Origin of the sequence: Streptococcus australis, from assembly GCF_019930045.1 — a bacterium.
GTDB classification, from domain to species: Bacteria; Bacillota; Bacilli; order Lactobacillales; family Streptococcaceae; genus Streptococcus; species Streptococcus australis_D.
In genome coordinates this window covers 1-24,172 of record NZ_JAHZQQ010000032.1, presented here as the reverse complement: position 1 = coordinate 24,172, position 24,172 = coordinate 1, and the positions used below count along the sequence as shown (strand labels likewise).

The following is a 24,172-nucleotide window of genomic DNA, read 5'->3' as shown; positions in this document are numbered from 1 at the left end:
TTCTAGTAAATGTGTTGCAACTCTACTATACAGGATTTATTCCTTTTTGTGTTTACACAACTTATTGTACACTACCTAATTCCATTCAAATATAAAAGAGCTATCCTTATTTATATTATAGAATAGCTCTTTGCTTTATACTTAACGGTATCTTTGAATAATTCTTGCGTTTTCTTTGCGATTTAATTTAATCTATATGGAAGTGTTACTTTAGCACAAACTCTTTTATTCTCCTCTCCAATTTCAAAATTTCCACCCAAGTGTTTTACAATGTCACTTACAATTGTAAGTCCAAGTCCCGATCCATTATTGCTTATTCGTCTTGATAAATTTCCCCTATAAAACTTTGAAGTAACCATATTCCAATTCACATTTAAATTTGAAGAAACATCGTTTATAACACTTATTTTTAACATTCCATTAATTTCCTCAACCTTTATATTTATGCTTGTTCCTTTCACAGAATAATTAACTGCATTTGTAATCAGATTCTCCATTATTCTAAGTAAAAGTTGTGGTTCCGTTTTAATCTTACTGTTTTCCAAATCTAAAAACTCCAAAATTAAAAGATGATCTTTTATAGATAAGCTTTTTTCTTCTTCCCACTGGCTAAAAAAAATTTTTATATCTACATCCATTAAATTTAGTGGAATTTCATTTAAATTGAATTTTAAATATGAAAAAAAATCTTCACATAAACGATTTAAATATTTTATGTTCTCATATATAACATCAACAAACTTGTTTTTTTGTTCTTCAGAAAGATTTTTTTCGTCTTTTAATAGTGTTATATAACCTATCATATTCGCAAGAGGAGTTTTTATATCATGAGCTAAATACGTTAGCAGATCTGTTTTTTCTTTATATACCAGTTCATACTCCTTTTCAAGTTCTTTTTGGTAATTATGAAGTTCTATAAACAAATCTCGTTCCTTTGATAATGACTCATGAAATGGTATTAAATCTTTATCTTCACTTCTAAGATAATTCAGTCCAGACTCAAAATATTGATTATATACATAAAACCTTTTTTTCTGTATTATAAATGTTCCTGTCAATATAGTAAGCGCCCCTAGTAAAAGTATTATATATTTACCTATTTCAAAATAAAAGGAAGCAAATTTATCTAATGGCAATTCTGGATTTACACTGTCAACAAAAAAATTATCCATTATTTTGTAAATAATGAAAAATAGGATTGTACTTAAAAATATCCATAGTATTTGATAAATAATACCTTCCACAAAAAAACTTTTTCGCTTACCCATTGATTTTATACCCCACTCCCCAAACGGTTACTATGACTGATTTTAACCCAATCTTTTCAAACTTACTTCTAATTCTTCTTACATGAACCATAACTGGATTAACTTCATTTTCTAATACCTTTTCACCCCATATTTTATAGTGTATATCATCCATATTATACACTTTACCAGGTTCTTCCATAAGCAACCACAAAATATCAAATTCTTTTGGTGTTAGTTCAATCTCTATATTACCATAGTAAGCTTTATGTGTTTTAATGCTAATCTTTAAATTATTAACTTCTCTATCACAATTAATTGTATTTACAATATTTTTTGTAAATACATAACTTCTTCTAAAATGAGAATTAATTCTCGCAATCAATTCAGATGGTTCAAACGGTTTTACGATATAGTCATCTGCACCTATATTCAATCCTTGCACTCTATGAATAGAATCTTCTAAGGCAGTAAGCATAATAATTGGCATAGTGGACGTTTCTCTTATCTTTTTGCATATTTCAAATCCATTTATATCAGGAAGTAAAATATCCAATAATATCAAGTCATATTTATTTTTTTCAAGTTCCTCTAACGCCTCTTTTCCAGTATGAAAAATGCTGATTTCCCAATTCTCTGATATTAAATAAATCTTTATAAGCTCTGCTAAGTTAATATCATCTTCTACAAGCATTATTTTCATTTCAGTCATTCATTTCCACCCTCCTTAAAACTAAATACATCATTTGGAGTACATTCCAATGCATTACATATTTTTTCTAAATTTTTAAGTGTGATTGGCTTATTTTTTCCCATCTGTGCCATGACATTAGTTGTAATCTGTGCAATAACAATAACTTCTGTTTTCTTTAATCCCTTTTTGGCGAGTTGTATCCACAAGGGTTTATAATTTAATGCTATGCCGTTTCCTCTTTTCTTCAGATATAATTTTTATGTATATTATACCATAATCATTGAGTACACTCAATTTTTATTTGAGGATTAGTTTTGTTCTGAAATTTTAATTATACCGTCATATATTCATTTTGATAATTAAATAGTAGTACTATATTGCTTAGGAATATAGAGATTGTAGATATACTCATTTATTCCTTCTTCATTAAAGAAATAATACACTCCCCCTCCATCAGAAGCAAGATTAATGCCAATGTAAAGATTATCCCAAGCTACTGGTATCATCTCGTTAACACTTTGTGCAATTTCACGAATTTTTTCATTAATTTGTTTTTCCATTTTATCCTCCGATTTGATTTCATACTGATTTTTATTTATAACAACACTATATATCTAGTATGGCATAATCATTAGGTATTATAGGTTTTTCAAACCAAATTAGAAACCTTTATGAGTCATTCGTTTTTACCCCATTTTTGCCCCATTTTTAAATCATGACATTGGAAATACCTAAAAGCACCTCCCTAAAATCATCTATATTTCAATATTTTTGATTATTTTCAATATGAAAATCCTTTCCAAATCCATGCAGGGGCATCTAAATCAACAGGAAAAAGCCTTGAGCCCAAGGCTTTTTTGCTTGTCCATAACAGATTTTTTTGTTTACATTAACAATTAATCTCTTAGAATCTAATTGAACCCAGTAAATCAATCCGATGCCTCCCCCTCCCCAAACACCAGCCCCATATTCTCCCCCAACTTGTGGTATGATGGTAGAGTATGTTTAGGTGCTAGCAACCCTTCTAGAGCACCTCCCTGCTAAAAGGAGAACCAATATGAAAATTGCATGGAATGAAATTAAATACCAACCCAAGAAGTTCATCCTGATTGAACTTCTCATTACCATTCTCATGTTTATGGTGGTGTTCTTGTCCGGTCTGACAAATGGACTGGGCCGGTCGGTATCGGCCCAAATCGATAACTATGGGGCCCTGCACTACATCCTTTCGACGGATTCAGAAGGGATTATCCCCTTTTCAACCATTACAGCGAAAGATTTAGATGAGGTCCAAAAGATAAAAGGGATAGACTATTCTGGCTTGTCCATCCAGCGAGCAACCGTCTCAAAAACAGAGGATTCCAATACCCTGGACATCACCTACTTCGCGACCGATCACAATGAAAAAGAGATCCTCAATCCAATCATGGAAGATACAGACCTCAAGATCTCCGACTTACAGAAAAACGAGGTCATTTTGGACAGTTCTTTCAAAGAAGATGAGGGAATCCAAGTCGGCGATCAAGTGATCGACAAAACTTCTAAGCAAAAACTCAAGGTCGTGGCCTTTGCGAAAAATGCTAGATACGGCTATAGCAAGATTGGTTATATCAGCTCGGAGACCTACACAGGTATGCGGCAAAAAACAGATCCAAGCTATCAATGGCAAGCCCAAACCCTTGTGACCAAGAAGAGCATCACTTCTAGTGATCTAGCCAGCAACTTGATGGTGGCGGATAAGAAGCAAGTAATCGATAAAATCCCTGGCTACAAGGCTCAAAACCTGACGCTACGGATGATCACGTGGGTGCTGCTACTCGCTTCTTCTGCTATCCTTGGGGTCTTCTTCTATATCCTGACCCTGCAAAAGTTGAAACAGTTTGGTGTCCTAAAGGCCATTGGCATGTCCATGAGCCAGATTACCTATGTCCAACTATCCCAGCTCACCATCATCTCCCTCATCGGAGTACTGCTGGGGCTTGGTTTGGCAACTATGATGGCGCCATTTTTACCCAATAGCGTCCCTTCCTTTATGACCCTGAAAGACAATCTCATCATCTCGGTTAGCTTTATCCTGACCTCTATTTTGTGTGGTGCCTTGTCCCTTGTCAAAATCAAAAAAGTAGATCCAATCGAAGTCATTGGTGGAAATGGAGAATAAGATGGCCATTATCGCATTAGAAAATATCAGAAAATCCTACGCCGATGGCAGCCAGATGCACCATGTCCTCAACCAGCTTAATTTAAGCGTCGAACCCAACCAATTTGTCGCCATCTTAGGCCCTTCAGGATCTGGTAAATCCACTCTCTTAGCTATAGCTGGTTTACTCTTATCAGCGGACGAGGGGCGGATTTCTATCGCTGGCCAAGACTTGACTGACCTCAACCAAGGTCAGTGGACGCAAAAACGCCTGGAATTGCTCGGCTTTATCTTTCAAGATCACCAGCTCCTCTCCTATATGAAAATCGGTGACCAGTTAGAACTGGTGGCCAAATTGAAGGGGGAAAAGGACAAGAAAAAACGCCAAGAGGAGGTCAAAGCCTTGTTGGCAGATCTGGGCATCGAAGCTTGTTACCACCAATACCCGAATCAGATGTCTGGTGGGCAAAAACAACGGGCAGCCATCGCTCGGGCCTTTATCGGAAATCCCCAGGTCATCTTAGCCGATGAACCAACCGCTAGCCTAGACCCGGATCGGGGACAAGAAATAGCCAGGTTGATCCGGAAAGAAGTCAAATCCAAAAACAAGAGCGCCATCATGGTGACCCATGACCGCTCCATCCTGACCTATGTAGATACCATTTATGAATTAAAACACGGCCAATTGCTAAAGATCGAAAAAGTTGATTAAATACAAACTAGCGAACAAGCATTTCTCTTGTTCGCTAGTTTTTATTCTTGTGGATCTTTGGGCAGTTCCATACGGAAGCGTAAGCCCATAGCCGTTTTATCAAATTGGTAGGCCAGTTCTTCATGGTCCAGCAAGTGTTGGACCACGAAGAGTCCCAAGCCACCTTCCTTCTTCTGGCGACTAGCGGTCATTGGCATCTTAGCGGTCTCTACCATTTCCTGGCTGGTATTTTCAACCGCCAAGTGCGTCCCTTCTTCTTCGAGACGGAGCTGGATCTCTCCACCGGCATCCGAATGCTTGACGGCATTACTAATGACATTTGAGAGGACCAATTTCAGAATGGCTGGGTCCATATAAACTGCTTTGTCAGGGATTTTGTTGTCAATCGTGAGCGCGCGGGATTGAGACAAGACCTTGTACTGGTCGAGGATCTGCTCTAAGACCTGATCCAGCTGGATCCACTCCTTGTCTCCAGCCAATTCTTGTACAGAGGACAGGGATAGGATTTCTAGGACGATCTGGTTCATCTCATCGACGATATCGAGGGAGACCGCCAGGTAGCGGTCCCGGTCCTTGTAGCGGCCGATCTTATCTCGCATATTTTCTAGGATAATCTTCAAGCTGGCCAGAGGGGTCTTGAGCTCATGCGAAGCTCCCCGTAGGAATTCCACCTTCATCTGCTCCAACTTCAGATTTTCCTGTTTCTGCTGCTCTAGATTGTCGATCACCTCTAAAAGATGGTGATAGAGGTCGTTGATTTGTTGCTTGAGGACGCCAATCTCATCCTGCGAATGAATGGGGAGACTGGCTGTCCGATCCAGCCGTTTCATCCGCTTGGTCATCTGCTTGATCTCAAGGATTGGAGCAGAAATCAGGCGGGCATAGAGATAGGAGGCAATCAGTGACAGAACAAAGGAAGCAAGGAGACTATAGGGAAGAAAGCCCAGACTGATATCCCGCGCTTCCTTTTGGGAATCAACAGTTGCTAGGAATTGCAAGGTCAAGTCCTTCCCTTCCTTGGTCTGAATCTTTCGCTCTTCAATGACCAGGGAATTGTTCTGGCTGTCAGGGTTCACGAGCAGGTCATCCTTGACCTCTAGGGCATTTTGTTTTTCCTTGCCCTTAATCGAGACTTTGATATCATTGGTCTTGGAATAAAGGTCGATCACCGACTCAATGGTCCCTTCTTCCTGGCCCTGGAAACTCTTAGCCAGGGCTTGCGATTTCTTCAAAATCGTCTGGCGCTGGGACTCGATATAGGTCGATGGAAAAATAAAGTAAACCGAAGCATGGAGAAGGATGACTAAGCTACTAAAAAGGGCAAAGGTGATCAGAAAGATTTTTGCAAAGATACTCCGTTTGGTCATGGTCTCTCCAATTTATAGCCGACATTGCGTACCGTTACGATACAGTCCAGCTCTAGTTTTTTTCGTAGTTCCTTGATATAGACATCGATCACCCGGTCAAAAGGAATCTCCTCCGTCTCCTTCCAGACGGCATCGAGGATTTGAGAGCGGGTCCGGGCCTTGCCCTCATGCTGGAGCAAATATTCCAAGATTTCCAACTCCTTGGCATTCATGGAAATTGCTTGGCCTGCTAGGCTGGCTGTGTAGCTCTCAAAATCCACCCGTGCCTCTCCATAGGTGAAGACCCGTGAAGGCTGGAGCTTTTTAAAAATAGCTTCGATACGGACCTTCAAGAGGGACAAGGAGAAGGGTTTTTCCAGGTAGCCATCTGCCAACTCTCCAAAGGCTGTCAACTTATAGTCCTCGTCATGGAAGGCCGTTAGCATCAAGACAGGGACTGAGCTAGTCTTGCGAATAGTCTTGAGGACTTCCAAGCCATTGAGGATGGGAAGCTGGATATCCAGCAAGACTAGATCCGGCGCTTCTCTGTGAAAGAGATCCAGGGCCTCCTGCCCATCGCCTGCTTCAAAGACTTCATAGCCACATTCCATGAGATAGTCGCTCATCCCTTCTCGAATCAGGACTTCATCTTCTACGATTAGTATCTTCATACACTTTCCTTTTTATCTAAGAAACTTCTACCTCCTATTATACCCTATTTCTATTTTAGGAAACAATCTCTTATTCGACATCCACCAAAAGTTCCTTTGGTTTCTTATGCAAGAGCCATTGCGAAGAAAGGATGGATACCAGAATCAAGAGGAGCCCACCGACCAACACAATCACCAGCAATTGGCTCGGTTGGATGTCCATATGGAGATCTGTCAGGGTCTTACTGAAGCTTTCCGCCTCAGCTCCTCCACCAAGGTTGGCGGCAGAGGATTCTTGAGCCATTTGTTTGGCAATGCCACTGGTGACGTTTTTGAGCACCGTATCTCCGACTCCTTTGGCAAGAAGACCTGCGACTCCATAGGAGAGGAGGAAGGCTGGAATGGAAATCATGACCAATTCTGCCACAAATTGCCCTGCAATCTGTACCTTAGACAGCCCTAGAGCCAGCAAGATACCCACTTCTCTGCGACGGGCATTGAGCCACAAGACGAGGAGAAGGGTGAGAAGCAAGCTAGCAAAGATGAGGCTACCGATAAACAAGTAGTCCGCCACTTGGAACATGCTGCTGATGGATTTTTGCAAGGCTGGGTAGTTGGAAGAGCTCTTAACCAAGTCAAAGTAATTCCATGGGATATCCAAGGCTTTGATTTTTTCGATCAAGGCATCCAGGTCCTGATCCCCTTTTGCAAAGAAGGTCGCATCTTCATAGGTAGCTGTTTGGACAGTATTGCCATAGAGTTTGGCAGCTGTATCCAAGTCAGAAATGAGGGTATCTTCATACAATTCTTGGGCGTAAGTTAGAGGTGCTTGGTTTTTTCCTGAGAACAGACCCTTAATGGTCACTTCGACGGTTTCATTAGCCCCTTTTTCATTGTCAGCATCATAGAGGTTGGACTTGAGGCGCACCTTATCGCCTACCTTGAGGCCATTCTTTTTCGCCAAATCTTCGTGCATAAGGATTTGGTTTTTGTCTTTATCCGTCAGGTGCTCCCCTTGGACCAGCTTGTAGGCTCCAGAGACAAACTTATCTTCTTTTGAAGAGTCATTGACCCCTGTCACCATCAAGGTATTCTTGAAGTGTTTAGCCCGCTCTGGAGATTGGTTTTGTAAGGTTTCTTCAGTCTCAATGATCTCGTGGTCTAGGATATCTGCGATGGCATTAATCCGCTTGATGGAGGAAGTGATCCCCTCTACCTGGCTGATTTTTTCGATATCTTCTCCTCTGAGATTCCCAGCTCCCCGAGGGGTTCCTGGATTAGTCCTGCGATTGATCTGCATGGAGAAGCTATTGGTGATGGATCCCAGGCTTTCCGATGAAGCTTTTTGGGTCGCTCCCTTCATAGAGAGTCCGATCAAGCTCAAGGTCCCCATGAGGAGAATAATGGCAAAGAGCAAGAGAGACTTGGGCCATTTACGTGTGATATAAGCAAAAGCATTTCGCAACATAGCATTCCCTCCTTACTTGCTCTTCTCAACGAGGCTACGACGACTCAATTCCAAGACCACATCGGAGGCCTCTGCCACTTCCTTGCTGTGGGTGACGACGATGACACATTTTTGGCGTTCCTTGGCCAATTTCTTCAAAATGGCAATGATGTCACCTGCTGTCTGTTCATCAAGGTTTCCTGTCGGCTCATCCGCCAAGATGACAGGTGCTTCTGAAACGAGCGCACGCGCAATAGCCACCCGTTGCTGCTGCCCTCCGGATAGTTGGAGAACATTGCGTTTGATTTGTGTTTCATCCAATCCCAATTCCAAGAGAATGTCTTTCCCAGCTTGTTTGTTGACCAGGCGGACATTTTCAAGTGGCGTCAAATAGTCAATCAGATTGTAATTCTGAAAGACCAGGGAAACATGGTGCTTGCGATGGTAGCTAGACCCTTTGGTCTGGATGTCCTCCCCATCAAAGAGAACCTGCCCCTTCTTGGGATTGTCTAGACCAGCCAAGAGCGAGAGGAGGGTTGATTTCCCAGCTCCTGACTGACCAATAATACTGTAAAAGGTCCCATTTTCGAACTGATAGTTCACATTTGAGAGGATATCTTCACTATAGCTTTGGTAACTATAGGCTACATTCTTGAGTTCTAACATATGTGTCATTTCTCCTTAACTCATTTTTGTTAATATTTCTTTTGGGGTCTTGCGCCAGATCATGCTGGTAGTTACACCGAGCGACAGAAGGATCAAGCACAAGAGGCTAGCATAGGCGATTCCTAAGGAAAGGCCTTGAGGGATTTGGTTGAGCAAGTCTAGGGTCTGCTGTTGACCAGTCTCTCCGACAAACTGCTCTAAGAAACGATGGCTGACCATCCGTCCGATGAGAAAGGCTGGGATCACCGCTAGTAAGGATACCAGCACCACCTCCAAGAGGAACTGTCTAAAGATCCGGCCCTTGCTCTTCCCAATGGATAAGAGCACCCCGATTTCATGGATCCGCTCCCGTGTCCAGAGACTTAGTAAGAGCGATAGGGCACCGGCTCCTGTCACTAGGAGGACGATCATCATGATCCGTACCAGGCCTTCTAAGGTCTGAGAGGATTCCTTCATCTGGTCAAAGGCCTTGCGATCTTCGACCACGCGCAGAGATTGCCAATCCAGATCCAAGCTTTTGACTTGCTTCAAGAGGGCATCGATTTTCTCAGGATCTTTGACTCCAAAGGTGACCTGGGTCACTTCTTGCTGACTGAGACCTAGAAGCTTAGTCGCATCCTCATAAGGGAGGTAGACTTGGTTTTCACTCAGATCAGAGGTCATTCCTGTAAATTTTTCCTGTTTCTTACCTGAAAAAATCCCTACGATTTCAAAGGTTTGCTCTTTGGCAGGAGTCTCTCCCATCTGAAAGCTGGTTAAGGTCAAGGAATCTCCGACCTTTAGCTTGTTCTTCTTAGCCAACTCTTGGTGGATCAAGATCTGGCCGCGAGCCTTATCAGATAAGTGCTTGCCTTGCACCAGTTGGAAACTGCCACTCCGGAAATCCAGGTGCTGGTCTGTCTTCTGGGTAAAGACAGCGCCTAGCGCTTGCTTGGCTTCCTGACCCAGATCCTCCCGCTCTACCGACTGCTGTCCCGTCACCGCTTCTTTATCAAGAATACGAACGGGGCTTTCATATTGTGGGACCATGGATCCTACCCCAGCTAATTGCTGCACTTTTTTAGCCTCCTTCAGAGCAAAGGGAGTATCCCCTTGTTTACTGGTCAGGGCAAAACTAGTTCCAGCCGACTGCTTGATATGATCCTCCAGCCTTCCTCCCACTTGCATCAGTGAAAAACAGAAATACAAGCAAGAGAGGATCAAGAGGAGAATCAGAAAGAGGACCAGATTCCTCGTTCTTTTTCGAGAAATATAGGCGATTGCCTGTTGCAAGAGAAACATCTCCTACCTCCATCTAAAAGAAAGACTCCCCAGTTTATTGATAGCAACTGGGCTCGCTTTCATCATTTGTTGCTTTCATTATAAAGGAGAAATGTGAAATGTTTATAAAATACAAAAAACTCCCCCAGAAAAATCTGGAAGAGCCTTAGCAAGGGGTGGATGAAAAAGTTTAATATGAAAAAGGTCGATAAAAATTAAGAATCAAAAAGTTTTAATTAATTCGATCAAGTTTTTGTCTTTAGACATGTATGTGGGAAGTATTCCCCCCTTGCTCTAGTGTAGAACATTTATCTACTTCCTATATTTTAACGCATCTTTGTTACAAAATAAAGGAATTTGTATTGCAATTTCATTCCAAATATCGAACAGGCAGGTTACTCCAAAATATCTACTATCTATCTACCTGCTTCAAAGGGTATCATCCCCGTGATTTCACTATATGTAAACAAAAACCCGCACCTCAAATGACTGCTCTGATCCTCATCGAATTAATCTCAGTTCCGTCAAGCAAGGAAACCGATCTGTAGAAAAAACAGGTTCCAGCTAAATTTATTTCACAAACTATTACAATATATATAAATATGTATCCTCTCTTCATAAAGAAGAGATTAAAGCAACCCGTTCGTCCTATGATTGGTCGAAAATTGAAAAGATTCTACTAACCCCTTTGAGCTAGTAAGACGTTTAACCAAGCCACCTGATAGTGGTTGGCATCAAATGATTAGAGGCGAAGCCTCAATCAAGCACACAGATTACGACAGAAAATAAAGAAGGCCGATAATGCCTTCTTTGTTTTCTTAGTAAGACACTTCGGCAAGACACCATAGTACTTGCCGTAAACTACAAATCCACCTAATAAATTGACACGGGGTTACGACGTGAAAAGGGAGGAACGATACTTTCCTCCCTTTGAGCTAGTAAGATGATTAGGTAGACCGCGACATAGTGGCTACCGTCCAATGATTCGGTGCTTTAGCACCAATCATTGGTATCAGATTACATCATCCCACCCATCATGCTTGGATCCATAGCTGGCGCTGCTGGAGCTGGTTCTGGTTTGTTGGCTACCACTGCTTCGGTCGTCAAGATCAGACTCGCTACAGATGCCGCATTTTGAAGGGCTGAACGGCTCACCTTCACTGGGTCAATAATTCCTGCTTCGATCATGTTGACCCATTCACCTGTTGCAGCATTAAACCCTGTTCCAAGCTCAGCATTTTTTAGGCGATCAATAACAATCGAACCTTCGTAACCCGCATTGTGAGCGATTTGGCGTACAGGTTCTTCCAAGGCACGAAGCACGATATTGCGTCCTGTTGCTTCATCCCCTTCCAATTCAAGGGTTGCAACTGCAGAAATAACGTTAGCAAGGGCCGTACCACCACCTGCAACAATTCCTTCTTCAACCGCTGCGCGTGTTGCATTGAGGGCGTCTTCGATACGGAGTTTCATTTCTTTCAATTCCGTTTCAGTTGCCGCTCCGACCTTGATGACTGCAACACCACCAGACAATTTGGCCAAACGTTCTTGCAATTTTTCACGGTCAAATTCTGAAGTTGTGGTTTCAATTTGTGATTTAATCACGGCTACACGATTGGCAATAATTTCAGGGTTTCCAGCACCTTCTACGATGACTGTGCTATCTTTGTCCACTGTCACTTTACTTGCTTGACCAAGGGCTTCGATGGTCGCATCTTTCAACTCTAAGCCAAGATCATCCGTAATGACTGTACCCCCTGTCAAGATAGCGATATCTTCCAACATGGCTTTACGGCGATCCCCAAATCCAGGAGCCTTAACAGCTACGACATTGAAAGTTCCACGAATCTTGTTCAAGACAAGAGTTGGAAGAGCTTCTCCATCCACATCATCCGCAATAATCAAGAGCGGACGATTGCTTTGCAGGATATTTTCAAGCAATGGAAGGATTTCCTGGATATTTGACACCTTCTTATCCGTGATTAAGATATAAGGATTTTCAAGGTCTGCCACCATTTTTTCGTTATCTGTTACCATGTATTGAGAGAGGTAACCACGGTCAAACTGCATTCCTTCCACGACTTCCAACTCTGTTTCCATTCCACGAGATTCTTCAATCGTGATCACCCCGTCATTGCCCACTTTTTCCATGGCTTCTGAGATGTACTCACCGACTTTTTCAGAGCGAGAAGAAACAGCCGCAACCTGGGCGATGGCTTCTTTATTGGCAACTGGAATGGCGTTATTTTTCAAGGCTTCAACAGCAGTCGCAACCGCTGCTTCAATCCCACGACGGATACCGATTGGATTCGCTCCTGCTGTAACGTTCTTGATCCCCTCACGGACGATAGCTTGGGTCAAGACAGTCGCAGTCGTTGTCCCATCACCAGCGATATCATTAGTTTTAGACGCCACTTCTGATACCAATTTGGCACCCATATTTTCGAAATGGTCTTCCAATTCGATTTCTTTGGCGATGGTTACCCCATCATTGGTGATCAATGGTGACCCAAATGATTTTTCAAGCACCACATTGCGGCCTTTAGGTCCCAAGGTCACCTTAACGGTATCTGCTAGGATATCCACCCCACGGACCATGGCTGCGCGAGCATCTGATGAAAATTTAATTTCTTTTGACATAGATTTTTCTCCTTTCTGATTCTTTAGGCTTCAACAATGGCGAGAATACTTGCAGTCCCAACAATCGTGTACTTCTCATCGCCGTCTTTCACTTCAACGCCTGCATGATTTTCCACTAAGACAGTATCACCGACTTTGACGCTTGGTGCTACCAACTCACCACTAAGGGTCCGAACCCCCTCACCTACAGCGATGACTTCTGCTGTTTTGGTTTCAGCTTGACTTGCTTTTGCGATGACAAAGCCACCGACTGTTTGTTCTTTTTCTTCTACTTTCAAGACCACGCGGTCTCCTAATGGTTTTAACATATCGTTCCTCCATCCCTGTATTTTAGCACTCTTCGATATCGAGTGCTAACTCATGTTTCTATTGTATCACTTGGTCAAAAATAGTCAAGAAAAAAACACCTCAATCTCTTCGAAGTGCTTTCGATTTTTAGCCAACCAAATTCAACTTTTGTTGGTAAGCTTGGATGACTTTTTGCAAGTTGGATCGACCACGATACATCCCATAGCCCACTAGCAACATCCCTACTAGCCCAAATAGGGCTATCAAGCTACCTAAGATCAAAAATAGTAGAGAAGTTTTGTGAAAGAAATAAATCAGAAGTCCACCAATACTGGCCATGAGAAAGAGCACACTAAACCAGCGACCCAAGTTTTCCAACATATGGCGTTGGTAGCGAATTTCCGTCTCATACCCCTTTATTAATTCTTGTCTGGTGTGCATAAATGCCTCCTTCAATAAAAATTGAGAATGAAGTATTCGTAAAGGAGGTCACGTACTTCATTCTCAATGCTCCGGTTGCAATAAACTGTTTCTAGTTTTCTCTTAGTATTTGAGACCTGGATCAAAGATTCCAAGAGCTACCCCAGCCAAGGCGATGATGACCAAAAGAAGCATGACCTTGTTTGGTGAAACTTTCTTCTTCGCCATTAACCACCAGCAAAGAGTGATAAAGGTAGCAGTTAAGAGACCTGGATAAACACCATCAATCTTTTCTTGGATTTTAAGGAAGGCTTCTCCGTCAGCATTTTTGAATTCGAGGGCTGTTGTAACAGAGACCCAAGTCGCTGCTACAGCACCGATGACCATACCACCGACTACACTAATCGCTTTGCGAAGGGCTTGTCCTTTTGGTCCTACAAGGAATTCTACAGCCTTGTCCCCTAAGTGATAACCTTTGAAGAAGGCGAAACGCATTCCCAAGTATACCAAGAGGTTCCAAACGACGATGTAGAAGAGAGCTCCTGTAATGTTTCCGTCTTTAGAAAGACCAAGGGCTATCCCGAGAAGTACAGGGATTAAGGTCCCAACAACCAAGGAGTCACCAATCCCGGCGATTGGTCCCATCAGACCAGCACGCATCCCGTTGATGGTTTCGCCATCTACTGCATCTCCATTGGCACGCGCTTCTTCCAAACCAGCTGTAATCCCTACAACCAGTGATCCCAGTTGTGGTTCGGTATTAAAGAAGGCAGTATAGGTTTGCATAGCTTCTTTTTGTTCTTCTTTGGAATCATACATTTCTTCTACGATTGGAAGCATAGAAGTCAAATACCCAAAGGTTTGCATGTGTTCTTGAGAGAAACAGGTCAAGTGACCATAATACCAATGATGGAATGCTTTGGTTAGCGTTTTCTTTGAAATTTTCTTTTTATCAGCCATCTTAGATATCCTCCTCATCATCGTCAAAGTCATTTGCTCCAGCAGGGACGACTTTCATTGTTTTAATCACTTCAAGTTCATAGTAGATTACCGCAAAGATCAATGAAACCACCGCACTCGCTACCAAGTTCAAGCCAAGAGATTTTGCCAAGGTAAATCCAACAAAGAATGGAATGAAGTCTCTCACTTCTGTAACGATTTGCTTCAAGAGGATGGCAATACCGACACATGGAAGAAGAGCACCGACTGTAAAGAGGGCTTTCATCCAGTAACCATCCATTGGAAGGTATTGTTTCATCAAATCCACCATGTTTTCACCGTATTTGGTGATAATCATCGTTGGAAGGAAAGAAAAGAGGAAGTGAGAAATCCATGGGTAAACCCAGTCAACTGCGTAGAGTTTTTTGAAGTTTCCTTCTTCAACGGCTTTCCAACCGATGTGTTGCCAAAGCAAGTTCATGGTTGCAGTACCGTAGAAAAGAACAGTACCGATGGTCCCAACGGCTGCACCGATAGGGGCTGCTGCCGCTGCAATTGCTGCCTCACCCGTGATATTGTTGGCATGAACAAATAAGATAGAAAGAGGAATTCCGATATAAGAGATAGCCCGCACATCGGCAGATACGGTACCACCAGGTGTTACCAAGGCGATATAAACGACTTGAAGGGCAACCCCGACCATGATACCGGTTGTCACATCTCCAAGGATCAACCCTGAAATCAACCCTCCGACTAGAGGACGTCCAAGAGTATAGTTCCCGATACTGGTACCACCCATACCAGGCATTGAAGACAAACTGGCGAAAATACCAAGCAAGATTGCTTGAATCCATGAAACTGTCATAACAAATGCTCCTTTTGTTTGTAAGTATAGTTTAGTGATGAAGAGCTAGGATGCTCCCCTCTCTAGAATCCGAATTTTGATTTAAAATCATCCCAGTAACCGATGGATACATCCGGAAGCAACTGGAATTTCACCTTGTAGCCTGCAGCCTGAATGGCTTCGATGGCTTCTGCTTCTTCCTGGGTGATGGATTGGTTGTTCCCCAATTTCACAGCACCCGGACGGTCATTTGCAGGACCGACAATGATTTCTTTGACATCGCCTGGGACAAACCCTTGGTCGACCAAAATTTCTTTCATATCGATGGGGTTCTTGGTAATCAAGAAATAGCGAGTTTCTGATTCCGTTACTTTTGCAGATTTTTCTTTAAAAGCTTCCTTGGTCCAAACAAAGGTTTTCTTATCCGAAGCCCCTTTATAGGCTTGGATCAAGACCTTATTAGAAGCTGCTGCGTCGTTGACAGCGATCAAGCCATCACAAGGCTTTTCTTTAGCCCATCGAGTTACTGTTTGACCGTGGATCATACGGTCGTCAATTCGTACAAATGATACTACCATTTTCTAACCTCCCTTAGTTAAATATCATCATCTTCTTCATCGTCACCCTCTACCGGGGCAAGGGCAAATTCTTGCAAGGCAGTGGAAGCTTCGGATAAAATCACCTGGGCTAGATCAGCCCCCTCCATCATGTCCTTCATCACAACTGCTGTCAGCGCCATGGTCAAGTTCATTCCACCTAAGATCAAGGCTGTACTCAGCTTCCCTTGTTCCTCTAGCACCGTTGCCGCCGTTGTCAAAGGACTGCCACCTACAATGTCCGCTAGAACTAAGACAGAGTCCTCATCTGTCAAAGGGGAAAGCGCCTGACGAAAATCATGAGCAAAATCATCTACCGATTTGCCTTCTTTCAATCCGACCGCAATCACTTGATCGATCTTATCCCCAGCAAACATAGCCAGTGAACTTTTCAGACCTTCTGCCAGTCCACCATGACTGACCAATACCAGATACTTCATCCTTTCGCCTCCTTTATGATGACCTTATTGTATTGCTTTTGAAAGCGTTTTACTATTGTCATTTGTCACAAAGAAAAGTTGACATCTGTCAATAAAAAAATGACATCTGTCACTTGACAGATGCCTAGTTGCTCTTAACGAAACTTCTCCCGAAGCATTTCCTCAATAATCTTTTGAATTTGAGGCAATTGATTATCAATATCCTTTGCTTTTAGAGCATTATGGATCAAATAATCCAACCGATCCCAGATATCAGTTGGCAGGTTGCCAGGAGTGCTTAGGACAGCTTTTTTCATAATCTGGTCCAGGGTCTGATTCGTCAGAGAGTCAACCCCGAAATCATCCGCTTTAAGAAGGTCCCGACTCTTTGAACTATTGACGACAGAAGGGAGGACAGAGGTCCCCTGCGACTGCCGAAAGAGTTCCTGCTGGACCTGCTGGTCCTGGGTCAAAAATTCCATGAATTCCTTGGCCTCCTTGCTCGCACTGGCCCGAGAAGACAGAGCAAACAGGGATGTATCCACTAAGGTTGACGGAGTCGAGCCAGAAGCCCCTGGCATAGGGATACAGGTCCAAGTGAAATTTGAATACTTGGCCACATGATAGGGATAAGGTTTATAAGTTCGGTACTGGGCCAAGGTCATCGGATAAAAAGCGACCTTGCCTTCATCAAAATCCTTAGAAGTGACATTGAAGTTGCCATGAAGGGCTTCGAGTTTTTCGACAAAATAGAGCGAGCGCTTCATTTCTTTGCTCGTCAGATTAATGCTGTCCTGACGGAAAAGCTGGCCCCCATGGGCTGCCAAAGCCTCCCGCCAGGTATAATCTGTACTTCCAAACTGATCCAGCTCACCATCTCCATCCGTATCCCGCGTCACTTTTTGACAAATCGTATAAAATTCCTCCAAGGTCCACCCCTCTTTCGGAATAGCAATCCCTTCCTTTTCCAATAAATCCTTATTGACACACATCAAAACGGGATTGCTCTCGAAAGGAAGAGCATATTGACGATTCTTGTACTTGCCTGCTTCTAGGGCGACTGGATAAAAATGAGAAGGATCGACCTGTTTGCCCATCAAGGGGGTCAAATCTTCTACTGCCCCACGCGCTGCCAACACTGGGAGCTCTGTACTGGACACCATGTAGAGATCGGGCTCCTGCCCATGGAGGATCTGATTGGCTAACCAGCTCGCATATCGATTCTTCGGAATTCCGCTTTCGTAGACAATCTTTACCCCTGGATGCGTTTTTTCGAAACGAGCAATCGCTTGGTCCAAGACTTTTTCTTCTGTTTGGGTGGGCACATCCCAGCTAGAGCCCGCGTAGACCCCCAAACGGACAATCCTAGGCTGTTGCTGCCACCAAATCCCACCAGCAAGCAGAAAGAGTAAGAAGATCCCAAGAAACAATCTGGCGCCTCGCATCTTACCTTTTTTCTTCATCGGCCATCACTTTCTGTTCCAAAATCTTTAGTAGTCACCCCTTTTTGAACAGCCCAGATAGCTAACTGGGTCCGATCCCGCAGGTTCAACTTAGACAAAATGGTGGACAGGTAATTCCGAATGGTTCCCTCAGACAGGAACAATTTGGCTGCAATTTCCTTATTAGACTCTCCGAAACCAATCTGCTGGATGATGCGCCATTCAGTCAGGGATAAGTCGCTCACATATTCTTCAGAGACGGAGATTGTGTAATTGCTCTGAGCCATCTGAGAAAAAATCTGAAAAACCTTGCTGGCAATATTGGGGTTAATCATGGCTCCCCCATGGTAGACAATTTGGATGGCTTGGTAGAGCTCCTCTGTGGAAGCTCCTTTGAGCAAATAACCTGAGGCTCCATATTTCAGAGCCCGAAAGATGAAATCATCATCGTCGAAGGTGGTTAGAATGATGATTTTCACCTCAGGGAAGCGTTCCTTGACTTCTTTTGTCGCCATCACACCATCCATCTTGGGCATACGAATATCCATCAGTACGACATCTGGTCGATCTTGGGGGATTCGCTCTAGCACCTCATGACCGTCTGCTACCGCAGAAGTCACCTGAATATCTTGATGAGCAGATAAAATAATTTGGAGCGACTCGCGAATCAGCGCTTGGTCATCCGCAATCATTACTTTAATCATAAGAGATTTCCTCCTTTTTCTTTGGGCAATTCAATTCGTGTATAAAAGCCATTTCGATTGGCAAATTCGATCCTTCCTCCCAAGATAGAGACCCGCTCTCGCATTTGCTTCAAGCCGTAGCCGACCTGCAGTTGGTCAAAGCCGACCCCATTATCTTGGAGAATCATGACATAGGCATCTTCCACCAAAAAGGAAATCTGCATGTGGTTGGCATGACCGTGGCGGACAGAATTGGTCATGGACTCCTGAATCACGCGAAAGACGGTATCCTCCACCATGACATCTAGATCCACCTCATCCCAGTCATAGGTCAGATCGACTTGTAGGTGGGAAATGGCTTGGTATTCGTGAACCAATTTCAAAACTGCATCCCTCAAGGTATGATCCTCCAGGGCACCTGGCCGCAGCTTGTTCAAAGAGCCCCTGACGTCCTTGATTCCATCTCGTACCACCGTAGAGACCGATTGCAACTGGGTCTTGGCACGACCAGGATCAATATCAATCAGAACCCCAACCGCATCAATCCCTGCAGAAATGCCCGTCAAGGCATGGCCCAGAGTGTCGTGAATCTCCCGTGCGATCCGCTTGCGCTCCCGGTCCTCCGCAATTTTTTCCGAAAGGGCCATGTAGCTATTTAATTCCGTATTGACTTGCGATACCATTTCTAACTCTTTTTCGATTCGATGGTGCTCTGCTACTACCGATAAAATGTAAAAGAGAAGAGAAATAATAAAGACAACCATATTTAAGGAAGCTAGCGCATTTTTAGCGAATAGAATGAGCATCCGAATCGATGAAGGGTAGAAGGCGATATAGGTATCTAGCGACGGCAACTGCACGACGAGAGAGAGGATATCATAGTTGGTCACAAGGAGGACAATGAAACTCAGAAGGATAAAGGCAAACCAGTAGCGCCTGTCCTTGGAACTACTAAACTCTTTAGAACCATAAAAGATATCAGCAAATACCAAGAGGATGATCCCATTGTAGGAGAAGCTGAGGGACATCATGACACCTAACATCAGTAAAATTTCTAGAATATTCCACTTGTCAAAAACTGACCACTCCTGTGTCCCTGGGCGCATCCGATAAAAGGTAATAAGAAGAATCCCTCCAAAGAGGAGAATGGAAATCCAAAAGTTCTGAGCTGGGGAACTCGGTATTTCTCTTAATTGTTCCAATAATTGATAGCCTTGCTCCTTGGCAATGATGTAATTGGTCGCATGCAAGTAGAGGGAACTGCTAAACAAGATGGCGATAAAATTAATGATTTTTAATAAAATCAAACTATAACGAATGCCACGAAGTTTGGTCATTACTGCCACCCGTTGACATCGTATCGGTCAACATTATCCTTATCAATCATCTCTACTGGAATCTTATATTGTTCCTTGTAGTTTTTTCCTGTCCTCATGCACTCAATCACTTGCATCACCTGTCTCCCCATTTTAAGAGGAGATTGGGCAACCGTCCCTTCAATATCATCCGTCGTCGAGAGCAAAACTTTCATATCCGGAGAGCCATCGATTCCATAGATAGAAATCGGCTGAGCTAATTGGTTTTCCTTGATGGCCGCTAGGGCTCCGATAGCTGCCCGATCATTTAAGGCCACGACAGTATCAAATACCAGACCATCCTGAATGACCTGGGAAACAGCTGGTAAGGCCAGTTCCGTTTGGCCACGGGTCTCTTCTCTCCCAACAACCTGATAGGCAGGCTCCGACTGAATGGTATCTAAGAACCCTTGGATCCGTTGCTCTGCCGATACCGTCCCCTTATGCTCTAAGAGTAGGATCTTCGCCTCATTTTTCTGCTTCATCAGGCGCTGGGCGACCAAGACCCCGGCTTGGTAATTATCCGACACTACACTGGCATCCACCGTGAAATGGCTGAGCTGACTATCCACTGCAATGATTTTAATCCCTGCCTCTCGAGCTCGCTTCAGGGAAGCAATGATTTTAGGGCTATCTCCTTTGACGGGGTTAATCACAATCACATTGACCTTTTGTTGACGAAAATAATCTATTTGCTGACTTTGTTTTTCCTCGTCCAATTCTGGATTACGAACTAGAAGCAAATCCCCTTTTTCGTCAGCCACTCGTTCAATCTCTGCATTCAGTGTTTGGTAGAATTCATTGTTCATGGTCATGTAGGTCACACCAATCCGCATCTGCCCTTTTACCGGTTTTAGTTGGCTAGCATTCAAATAGATGACCACTACCACAAAAACCAGGCTCCAAAATATCGTATAGATCATCACTCGATTGTGTTTCTTTTGAACAGCTTCCTCTTCTAACCCCATCTCTTCTCCTCTTAAAAGAACGAACTATTTTACTATATAAAGATTTTTTTGTTCGTATTTAATACCTTGTATTATAGCATTTTTTATCAAGAGCTTGAAGGTCTTTCAGAAATGAATGCGTTTTACTCATAAATCCATATGATGACTTACCCCTGCAACTTCCGTGAGAAGTTTCGAAAAAGAAAAAACGACACAGCTGACCAGCTGCACCGTTCTCTTCTGTTAAAAGGGAAGCTCTTCCTCCTCGAGGATGAGATCCGCTAAATCTCCTCCTGCTCCATTAGCCCGCATCGCTCGTTGAGCACGACTTTCTAAGAGCTGGAAGCCTTGACAGAGCACTTCTGTCACATATTGGGTCGTCCCATTCTTCTCATAGCGTCTGGTTCGAAGCTCACCGTCCACAGAGAGCAAGCTCCCTTTATTGGCATAGGAGACAAGGGTCTCTGCTAATTTCCCCCAGACCACGAGAGTGATAAAGTCCGCCTCCCGCTCGCCATTTTGATCCTTATAACGACGATTGACAGCCAGGGTCGCACGCGCAACGGACTTGTCCGTACTGGTCTTATGAAGCTCTGGGTCAGCCACAAGGCGCCCGATTAAAATTACTTTATTGTACATATTTCTTCCTCCTACTTATATAATTCGTAGTTTTTTAGCCATTTGGAGAAAGAAAATAAAAAAGAGGCTGGGACAAAAGTCCTAGCCTCTCAATTGTCTTTGGATTATCGAGCAAGACGCAGTGGTTGAGTGGGCTCTACTACGCTGATTTCATCAGCTTTTACAGCCCTACTCAACTGTGCGGAGGTGGGACGACGAAATCGAATTCTAACGAATTACCGATTTCTGTCCCACTCTCTTATCCTTGCCAATGACGGGCAGGGTCAAAGGGAGTTCCCACCTCTTCTGTATCTTGCAATTCGATAATACCACGTTTTTGTGGAGCATTTGGCAAGTGCAATTCGCGTGGACTACACATCATGCCAAAGCTCTTTTCTCCACGAAGGGCTCCTGGGAAAATCAAGCTGCCATCTGGCATCATGGCACCTGGAAGAGCCACAATCGTCTTGAGACCTTCACGCGCATTTGGCGCACCTGCTACGATTTGAACTGTCTTGTCTAATCCGACAGCCACTTGGCAGATGTTGAGGTGGTCACTATCTGGATGAGCCACCATTTCTACGATTTGCCCCACGACAAACTTAGGCTCCTTGTCATTGACCAAGACCTCTGCAAATCCTTCAGCCTGTAATTCTTGATTAAGGCGTGCAACCTGCTCATCACTCAAGAAAATTTGCCCCTTGCCTTCAAGGGCAAAGAAGGTCGAAGCCTCAAAAATATTCCAGGCTACGGTTTCTTGCTTGTCTTCACGGTAGACACGGGCTACTTTGCCTTTACGCTCTACTGCTAACTTGGCATCCCCACTGTTTTTCAAGGTAATCATTAAGACGTCGCCGACTTGTTCTTTATTATAGGTTACAATCATTCTTTCTCTTTCTCCTACTTCAATCCTGCTAAAAATTCTGAAATCTGAGCCTTGGTTTTGCGATCACGATTGACGAAACGACCCAGTTCCCTATCCTTGTCTAGGACCACTAAACTCGGAATACCATAAATATCCCAAAGCTTAGCCAGGTCTAGATACTGGTCTCTGTCGACCAAAATGAAGGTAAATTCAGGGTTTTCCGCTTCAATCTCTGGCAAAAAGGGCTGGATATACCGACAATCGCCACACCAATCCGCTGAAAAGAAGAAAACCTTCTTTCCTTCTTGCTCGACATAGCTAGCTAATTCCTCTAAAGACTGTGGAATGATCATAGTTTTTCCTCTTCATAGTGAAGGAGGCCCTCTTCATAGACAAAGCGATAGTGGCGGTCATCCTCAAATACGAGCCCTCCTACCAGACGCTCTTCGCTTGATTCATAGAGTTCCACATAAAGGGTCGCAATCTTCCCCATATTCTCCATTTGCTCACGGACTTCTGCGACTAACTCTTCTTGCGTCCGCAGACGTTTTTGATCTTTGGCAATTTTATAAGCCCCAAGGGCAAGAGCACTTGCACTAGCTGCTGCAAGGCCGGATAAAATGATTTTTTTAGCTTTCATACCTCATATTGTAACACAAAATACAAGCTGGGACAACGAAGGAGAATAGATCTCTCCATCATGACGATCTGCTTTCATTCCCGTCAACTGCCACTACCATCTCGACTAAAAAAGTGATAAAATAACAATCAGAAAGAAGGTAACTTATGACTGATTTATTTTCTAAAATCAAAGAAGTAACAGAACTTCCTGCCATCTCTGGCCACGAAGCGCCTGTTCGCGATTATCTACGCAAACAGATCACTCCACATGTGGATGAAGTGGTCACAGACGGCTTGGGAAGCATTTTTGGGGTACGTCACTCAGAAGTGGCTGATGCTCCTCGCATCATGGTCGCAGGCCATATGGATGAAGTTGGCTTTATGGTCAGTGAGATCAAGGCAGACGGCACCTTCCGCGTGGTGGAAATCGGTGGTTGGAACCCTATGGTGGTCAGCAGCCAACGTTTCACCCTTTTGACCCGCGATGGCCATTCCTACCCTGTCATTTCTGGATCTGTTCCTCCGCATTTGACACGGGGCGCAAACGGTCCTGCCCTTCCCGCAATCGGGGATATTGTCTTTGATGGTGGCTTTGCCAACAAAGAAGAAGCTGAGAGCTTTGGGATCCGTCCAGGTGACACCTTGGTCCCTGAAAGCACTGCAATCTTAACAGCCAATCAGAAAAACATTATCTCCAAAGCTTGGGACAACCGTTATGGGGTCTTGATGGTCAGCGAATTGGCACAAGCCCTCTCTGGACAAGCACTAGCAAACGAGCTCTATGTCGGAGCGACTGTCCAAGAAGAAGTCGGACTGCGCGGTGCAGGGACTTCTGTGACCAAGTTTGATCCGGAAATCTTCCTAGCTGTTGACTGTTCTCCCGCTGCAGATGTCTACGGAGGCCAAGGAGCCATCGGCGAGGGAACCCTCCTTCGCTTCTTTGACCCAGGTCACCTCATGTTGCCAAATATGAAGGACTTCCTCCTCACCACCGCTGAAGAGGCCGGCATCAAGTACCAATACTACTGTGGAAAAGGCGGAACGGATGCTGGAGTAGCCCACTTACGAAGCGGTGGAGTGCCATCTACTACCATCGGAGTCTGCGCGCGCTACATCCACTCCCATCAGACCCTTTACGCTATGGATGACTTCCTTCAAGCCCAAGCCTTCCTTCAAGCCTTGGTCAAAAAATTGGATCGTTCAACCGTTGATTTAATTAAGAATTATTAATATTTTTCCAAAATAATTGTTTTAAACCCCAATTGTCAAGTCAAGTGCAACAAAGTCATTCCTCTGATTAAGCGAGTGTTCTTCCAGCTGTTTGAGCTAGCTC

At 43.8% G+C, this 24,172-nt stretch carries 26 protein-coding genes and 1 pseudogene; 3 read left to right on the top strand and 24 right to left on the bottom strand.

Annotation, left to right across the window (positions count from 1 at the left end; all coding sequences use genetic code 11):
• Positions 1–182: 182 nt before the first annotated feature.
• From K1J10_RS07115 to K1J10_RS07100, 4 genes and pseudogenes are all read right to left on the bottom strand, one after another.
• The gene (locus tag K1J10_RS07115) at positions 183–1,268 is read right to left on the bottom strand and encodes a sensor histidine kinase (protein WP_223356401.1); all 1,086 of its coding nucleotides are present in this window, start codon (positions 1,266–1,268) and stop codon (positions 183–185) included.
• Entirely contained in the window at positions 1,261–1,959 is a 699-nt protein-coding gene (locus tag K1J10_RS07110) for a response regulator transcription factor (protein WP_223356398.1), read from the bottom strand. The genes K1J10_RS07115 and K1J10_RS07110 overlap by 8 nt, the downstream gene beginning before the upstream one ends.
• Positions 1,956–2,168 carry a helix-turn-helix domain-containing protein gene (locus K1J10_RS07105; protein ID WP_195324391.1) on the bottom strand — a complete coding sequence of 71 codons (213 nt, stop codon included), beginning with the start codon at positions 2,166–2,168 and terminating at the stop codon, positions 1,956–1,958. Before K1J10_RS07105 ends, K1J10_RS07110 begins: the two co-directional genes overlap by 4 nt.
• A 147-nt stretch (positions 2,169–2,315) precedes the next feature.
• Positions 2,316–2,501, bottom strand: a pseudogene (locus K1J10_RS07100) (immunity protein YezG family protein); the annotation flags it as partial.
• A 497-nt stretch (positions 2,502–2,998) separates the two neighbouring features.
• Here K1J10_RS07100 and K1J10_RS07095 point away from each other — a divergent pair.
• Positions 2,999–4,102: an ABC transporter permease gene (locus tag K1J10_RS07095; protein WP_223356396.1), complete on the top strand. Its 1,104-nt coding sequence runs from the start codon at positions 2,999–3,001 to the stop codon at positions 4,100–4,102.
• Position 4,103: 1 nt separating this feature from the next.
• Positions 4,104–4,793: an ABC transporter ATP-binding protein gene (locus tag K1J10_RS07090; RefSeq protein WP_223356394.1), complete on the top strand. Its 690-nt coding sequence runs from the start codon at positions 4,104–4,106 to the stop codon at positions 4,791–4,793.
• A 41-nt stretch (positions 4,794–4,834) separates the two neighbouring features.
• On the opposite strand, the gene K1J10_RS07085 is transcribed toward K1J10_RS07090, so the two are convergent.
• From K1J10_RS07085 to K1J10_RS06990, 20 genes are all read right to left on the bottom strand, one after another.
• Complete coding sequence (locus K1J10_RS07085) at positions 4,835–6,160, bottom strand: sensor histidine kinase (RefSeq protein ID WP_223356392.1); 1,326 nt, start codon at positions 6,158–6,160, stop codon at positions 4,835–4,837.
• A complete protein-coding gene (locus tag K1J10_RS07080) occupies positions 6,157–6,810 on the bottom strand; it encodes a response regulator transcription factor (RefSeq protein WP_009731294.1) in 654 nt (217 codons plus the stop codon). The genes K1J10_RS07085 and K1J10_RS07080 overlap by 4 nt, the downstream gene beginning before the upstream one ends.
• Positions 6,811–6,880: 70 nt before the next feature.
• A complete protein-coding gene (locus K1J10_RS07075) occupies positions 6,881–8,257 on the bottom strand; it encodes an ABC transporter permease (RefSeq protein ID WP_155167599.1) in 1,377 nt (458 codons plus the stop codon).
• A gap of 12 nt (positions 8,258–8,269) precedes the next feature.
• Entirely contained in the window at positions 8,270–8,902 is a 633-nt protein-coding gene (locus K1J10_RS07070; protein ID WP_398577093.1) for an ABC transporter ATP-binding protein, read from the bottom strand.
• 15 nt (positions 8,903–8,917) lie between these two features.
• Positions 8,918–10,183, bottom strand: a complete 1,266-nt coding sequence (locus K1J10_RS07065; protein ID WP_126403684.1) for an ABC transporter permease — start codon at positions 10,181–10,183, stop codon at positions 8,918–8,920.
• A gap of 996 nt (positions 10,184–11,179) precedes the next feature.
• Complete coding sequence (gene groL / locus K1J10_RS07060) at positions 11,180–12,802, bottom strand: chaperonin GroEL (protein ID WP_223356388.1); 1,623 nt, start codon at positions 12,800–12,802, stop codon at positions 11,180–11,182.
• Between the two features lie 23 nt (positions 12,803–12,825).
• Positions 12,826–13,110 carry a co-chaperone GroES gene (groES, locus tag K1J10_RS07055; RefSeq protein WP_006595108.1) on the bottom strand — a complete coding sequence of 95 codons (285 nt, stop codon included), beginning with the start codon at positions 13,108–13,110 and terminating at the stop codon, positions 12,826–12,828.
• A 127-nt stretch (positions 13,111–13,237) separates the two neighbouring features.
• A complete protein-coding gene (locus tag K1J10_RS07050) occupies positions 13,238–13,531 on the bottom strand; it encodes a DUF202 domain-containing protein (RefSeq protein WP_223356386.1) in 294 nt (97 codons plus the stop codon).
• 102 nt (positions 13,532–13,633) lie between these two features.
• Complete coding sequence (locus K1J10_RS07045; RefSeq protein ID WP_167470863.1) at positions 13,634–14,488, bottom strand: PTS system mannose/fructose/sorbose family transporter subunit IID; 855 nt, start codon at positions 14,486–14,488, stop codon at positions 13,634–13,636.
• The gene (locus K1J10_RS07040) at positions 14,472–15,314 is read right to left on the bottom strand and encodes a PTS mannose/fructose/sorbose/N-acetylgalactosamine transporter subunit IIC (protein WP_006595111.1); all 843 of its coding nucleotides are present in this window, start codon (positions 15,312–15,314) and stop codon (positions 14,472–14,474) included. Before K1J10_RS07040 ends, K1J10_RS07045 begins: the two co-directional genes overlap by 17 nt.
• A 62-nt stretch (positions 15,315–15,376) precedes the next feature.
• On the bottom strand, positions 15,377–15,871 hold the full coding sequence (locus K1J10_RS07035; RefSeq protein ID WP_006595112.1) for a PTS system mannose/fructose/N-acetylgalactosamine-transporter subunit IIB: 495 nt from the start codon (positions 15,869–15,871) through the stop codon (positions 15,377–15,379).
• A gap of 17 nt (positions 15,872–15,888) precedes the next feature.
• Positions 15,889–16,329 carry a PTS sugar transporter subunit IIA gene (locus K1J10_RS07030; protein ID WP_125374809.1) on the bottom strand — a complete coding sequence of 147 codons (441 nt, stop codon included), beginning with the start codon at positions 16,327–16,329 and terminating at the stop codon, positions 15,889–15,891.
• 134 nt (positions 16,330–16,463) lie between these two features.
• On the bottom strand, positions 16,464–17,771 hold the full coding sequence (locus K1J10_RS07025) for an ABC transporter substrate-binding protein (protein WP_223356384.1): 1,308 nt from the start codon (positions 17,769–17,771) through the stop codon (positions 16,464–16,466).
• Positions 17,768–18,454, bottom strand: coding sequence for a response regulator transcription factor (locus K1J10_RS07020; RefSeq protein WP_154859060.1), 687 nt, complete (start codon positions 18,452–18,454; stop codon positions 17,768–17,770). Before K1J10_RS07020 ends, K1J10_RS07025 begins: the two co-directional genes overlap by 4 nt.
• Positions 18,451–19,770 (bottom strand): sensor histidine kinase, encoded by a 1,320-nt coding sequence (locus tag K1J10_RS07015; protein ID WP_223356382.1) that lies wholly within the window; start codon positions 19,768–19,770, stop codon positions 18,451–18,453. Before K1J10_RS07015 ends, K1J10_RS07020 begins: the two co-directional genes overlap by 4 nt.
• The gene (locus tag K1J10_RS07010) at positions 19,770–20,756 is read right to left on the bottom strand and encodes a substrate-binding domain-containing protein (RefSeq protein WP_223356379.1); all 987 of its coding nucleotides are present in this window, start codon (positions 20,754–20,756) and stop codon (positions 19,770–19,772) included. Before K1J10_RS07010 ends, K1J10_RS07015 begins: the two co-directional genes overlap by 1 nt.
• A 222-nt stretch (positions 20,757–20,978) precedes the next feature.
• Positions 20,979–21,374: a single-stranded DNA-binding protein gene (locus tag K1J10_RS07005; RefSeq protein WP_006595118.1), complete on the bottom strand. Its 396-nt coding sequence runs from the start codon at positions 21,372–21,374 to the stop codon at positions 20,979–20,981.
• Between the two features lie 238 nt (positions 21,375–21,612).
• The gene (ytpR, locus tag K1J10_RS07000) at positions 21,613–22,239 is read right to left on the bottom strand and encodes a YtpR family tRNA-binding protein (RefSeq protein ID WP_223356377.1); all 627 of its coding nucleotides are present in this window, start codon (positions 22,237–22,239) and stop codon (positions 21,613–21,615) included.
• A gap of 14 nt (positions 22,240–22,253) precedes the next feature.
• Entirely contained in the window at positions 22,254–22,571 is a 318-nt protein-coding gene (locus K1J10_RS06995) for a thioredoxin family protein (protein WP_048789487.1), read from the bottom strand.
• Positions 22,568–22,858, bottom strand: a complete 291-nt coding sequence (locus K1J10_RS06990; RefSeq protein WP_223356375.1) for a DUF4651 domain-containing protein — start codon at positions 22,856–22,858, stop codon at positions 22,568–22,570. The genes K1J10_RS06995 and K1J10_RS06990 overlap by 4 nt, the downstream gene beginning before the upstream one ends.
• A 146-nt stretch (positions 22,859–23,004) precedes the next feature.
• Between K1J10_RS06990 and pepA the strand changes: the two genes are divergently transcribed.
• Positions 23,005–24,069 (top strand): glutamyl aminopeptidase, encoded by a 1,065-nt coding sequence (pepA, locus tag K1J10_RS06985; RefSeq protein ID WP_129270341.1) that lies wholly within the window; start codon positions 23,005–23,007, stop codon positions 24,067–24,069.
• The last annotated feature ends 103 nt before the right edge of the window (positions 24,070–24,172 follow it).

What these genes read in the sequence shown, in the direction of transcription:
- K1J10_RS07115 (WP_223356401.1), bottom strand. Translation starts at nt 1,268, where the DNA reads ATGGGTAAGCGAAAAAGTTTTTTTGTGGAAGGTATTATTTATCAAATA.
- K1J10_RS07110 (WP_223356398.1), bottom strand. Translation starts at nt 1,959, where the DNA reads ATGACTGAAATGAAAATAATGCTTGTAGAAGATGATATTAACTTAGCA.
- K1J10_RS07095 (WP_223356396.1), top strand. Translation starts at nt 2,999, where the DNA reads ATGAAAATTGCATGGAATGAAATTAAATACCAACCCAAGAAGTTCATC.
- K1J10_RS07090 (WP_223356394.1), top strand. Translation starts at nt 4,104, where the DNA reads ATGGCCATTATCGCATTAGAAAATATCAGAAAATCCTACGCCGATGGC.
- K1J10_RS07085 (WP_223356392.1), bottom strand. Translation starts at nt 6,160, where the DNA reads ATGACCAAACGGAGTATCTTTGCAAAAATCTTTCTGATCACCTTTGCC.
- K1J10_RS07080 (WP_009731294.1), bottom strand. Translation starts at nt 6,810, where the DNA reads ATGAAGATACTAATCGTAGAAGATGAAGTCCTGATTCGAGAAGGGATG.
- K1J10_RS07075 (WP_155167599.1), bottom strand. Translation starts at nt 8,257, where the DNA reads ATGTTGCGAAATGCTTTTGCTTATATCACACGTAAATGGCCCAAGTCT.
- K1J10_RS07070 (WP_398577093.1), bottom strand. Translation starts at nt 8,902, where the DNA reads ATGTTAGAACTCAAGAATGTAGCCTATAGTTACCAAAGCTATAGTGAA.
- K1J10_RS07065 (WP_126403684.1), bottom strand. Translation starts at nt 10,183, where the DNA reads ATGTTTCTCTTGCAACAGGCAATCGCCTATATTTCTCGAAAAAGAACG.
- groL (WP_223356388.1), bottom strand. Translation starts at nt 12,802, where the DNA reads ATGTCAAAAGAAATTAAATTTTCATCAGATGCTCGCGCAGCCATGGTC.
- groES (WP_006595108.1), bottom strand. Translation starts at nt 13,110, where the DNA reads ATGTTAAAACCATTAGGAGACCGCGTGGTCTTGAAAGTAGAAGAAAAA.
- K1J10_RS07050 (WP_223356386.1), bottom strand. Translation starts at nt 13,531, where the DNA reads ATGCACACCAGACAAGAATTAATAAAGGGGTATGAGACGGAAATTCGC.
- K1J10_RS07045 (WP_167470863.1), bottom strand. Translation starts at nt 14,488, where the DNA reads ATGAGGAGGATATCTAAGATGGCTGATAAAAAGAAAATTTCAAAGAAA.
- K1J10_RS07040 (WP_006595111.1), bottom strand. Translation starts at nt 15,314, where the DNA reads ATGACAGTTTCATGGATTCAAGCAATCTTGCTTGGTATTTTCGCCAGT.
- K1J10_RS07035 (WP_006595112.1), bottom strand. Translation starts at nt 15,871, where the DNA reads ATGGTAGTATCATTTGTACGAATTGACGACCGTATGATCCACGGTCAA.
- K1J10_RS07030 (WP_125374809.1), bottom strand. Translation starts at nt 16,329, where the DNA reads ATGAAGTATCTGGTATTGGTCAGTCATGGTGGACTGGCAGAAGGTCTG.
- K1J10_RS07025 (WP_223356384.1), bottom strand. Translation starts at nt 17,771, where the DNA reads ATGAAGAAAAAAGGTAAGATGCGAGGCGCCAGATTGTTTCTTGGGATC.
- K1J10_RS07020 (WP_154859060.1), bottom strand. Translation starts at nt 18,454, where the DNA reads ATGATTAAAGTAATGATTGCGGATGACCAAGCGCTGATTCGCGAGTCG.
- K1J10_RS07015 (WP_223356382.1), bottom strand. Translation starts at nt 19,770, where the DNA reads ATGACCAAACTTCGTGGCATTCGTTATAGTTTGATTTTATTAAAAATC.
- K1J10_RS07010 (WP_223356379.1), bottom strand. Translation starts at nt 20,756, where the DNA reads ATGGGGTTAGAAGAGGAAGCTGTTCAAAAGAAACACAATCGAGTGATG.
- K1J10_RS07005 (WP_006595118.1), bottom strand. Translation starts at nt 21,374, where the DNA reads ATGTACAATAAAGTAATTTTAATCGGGCGCCTTGTGGCTGACCCAGAG.
- ytpR (WP_223356377.1), bottom strand. Translation starts at nt 22,239, where the DNA reads ATGATTGTAACCTATAATAAAGAACAAGTCGGCGACGTCTTAATGATT.
- K1J10_RS06995 (WP_048789487.1), bottom strand. Translation starts at nt 22,571, where the DNA reads ATGATCATTCCACAGTCTTTAGAGGAATTAGCTAGCTATGTCGAGCAA.
- K1J10_RS06990 (WP_223356375.1), bottom strand. Translation starts at nt 22,858, where the DNA reads ATGAAAGCTAAAAAAATCATTTTATCCGGCCTTGCAGCAGCTAGTGCA.
- pepA (WP_129270341.1), top strand. Translation starts at nt 23,005, where the DNA reads ATGACTGATTTATTTTCTAAAATCAAAGAAGTAACAGAACTTCCTGCC.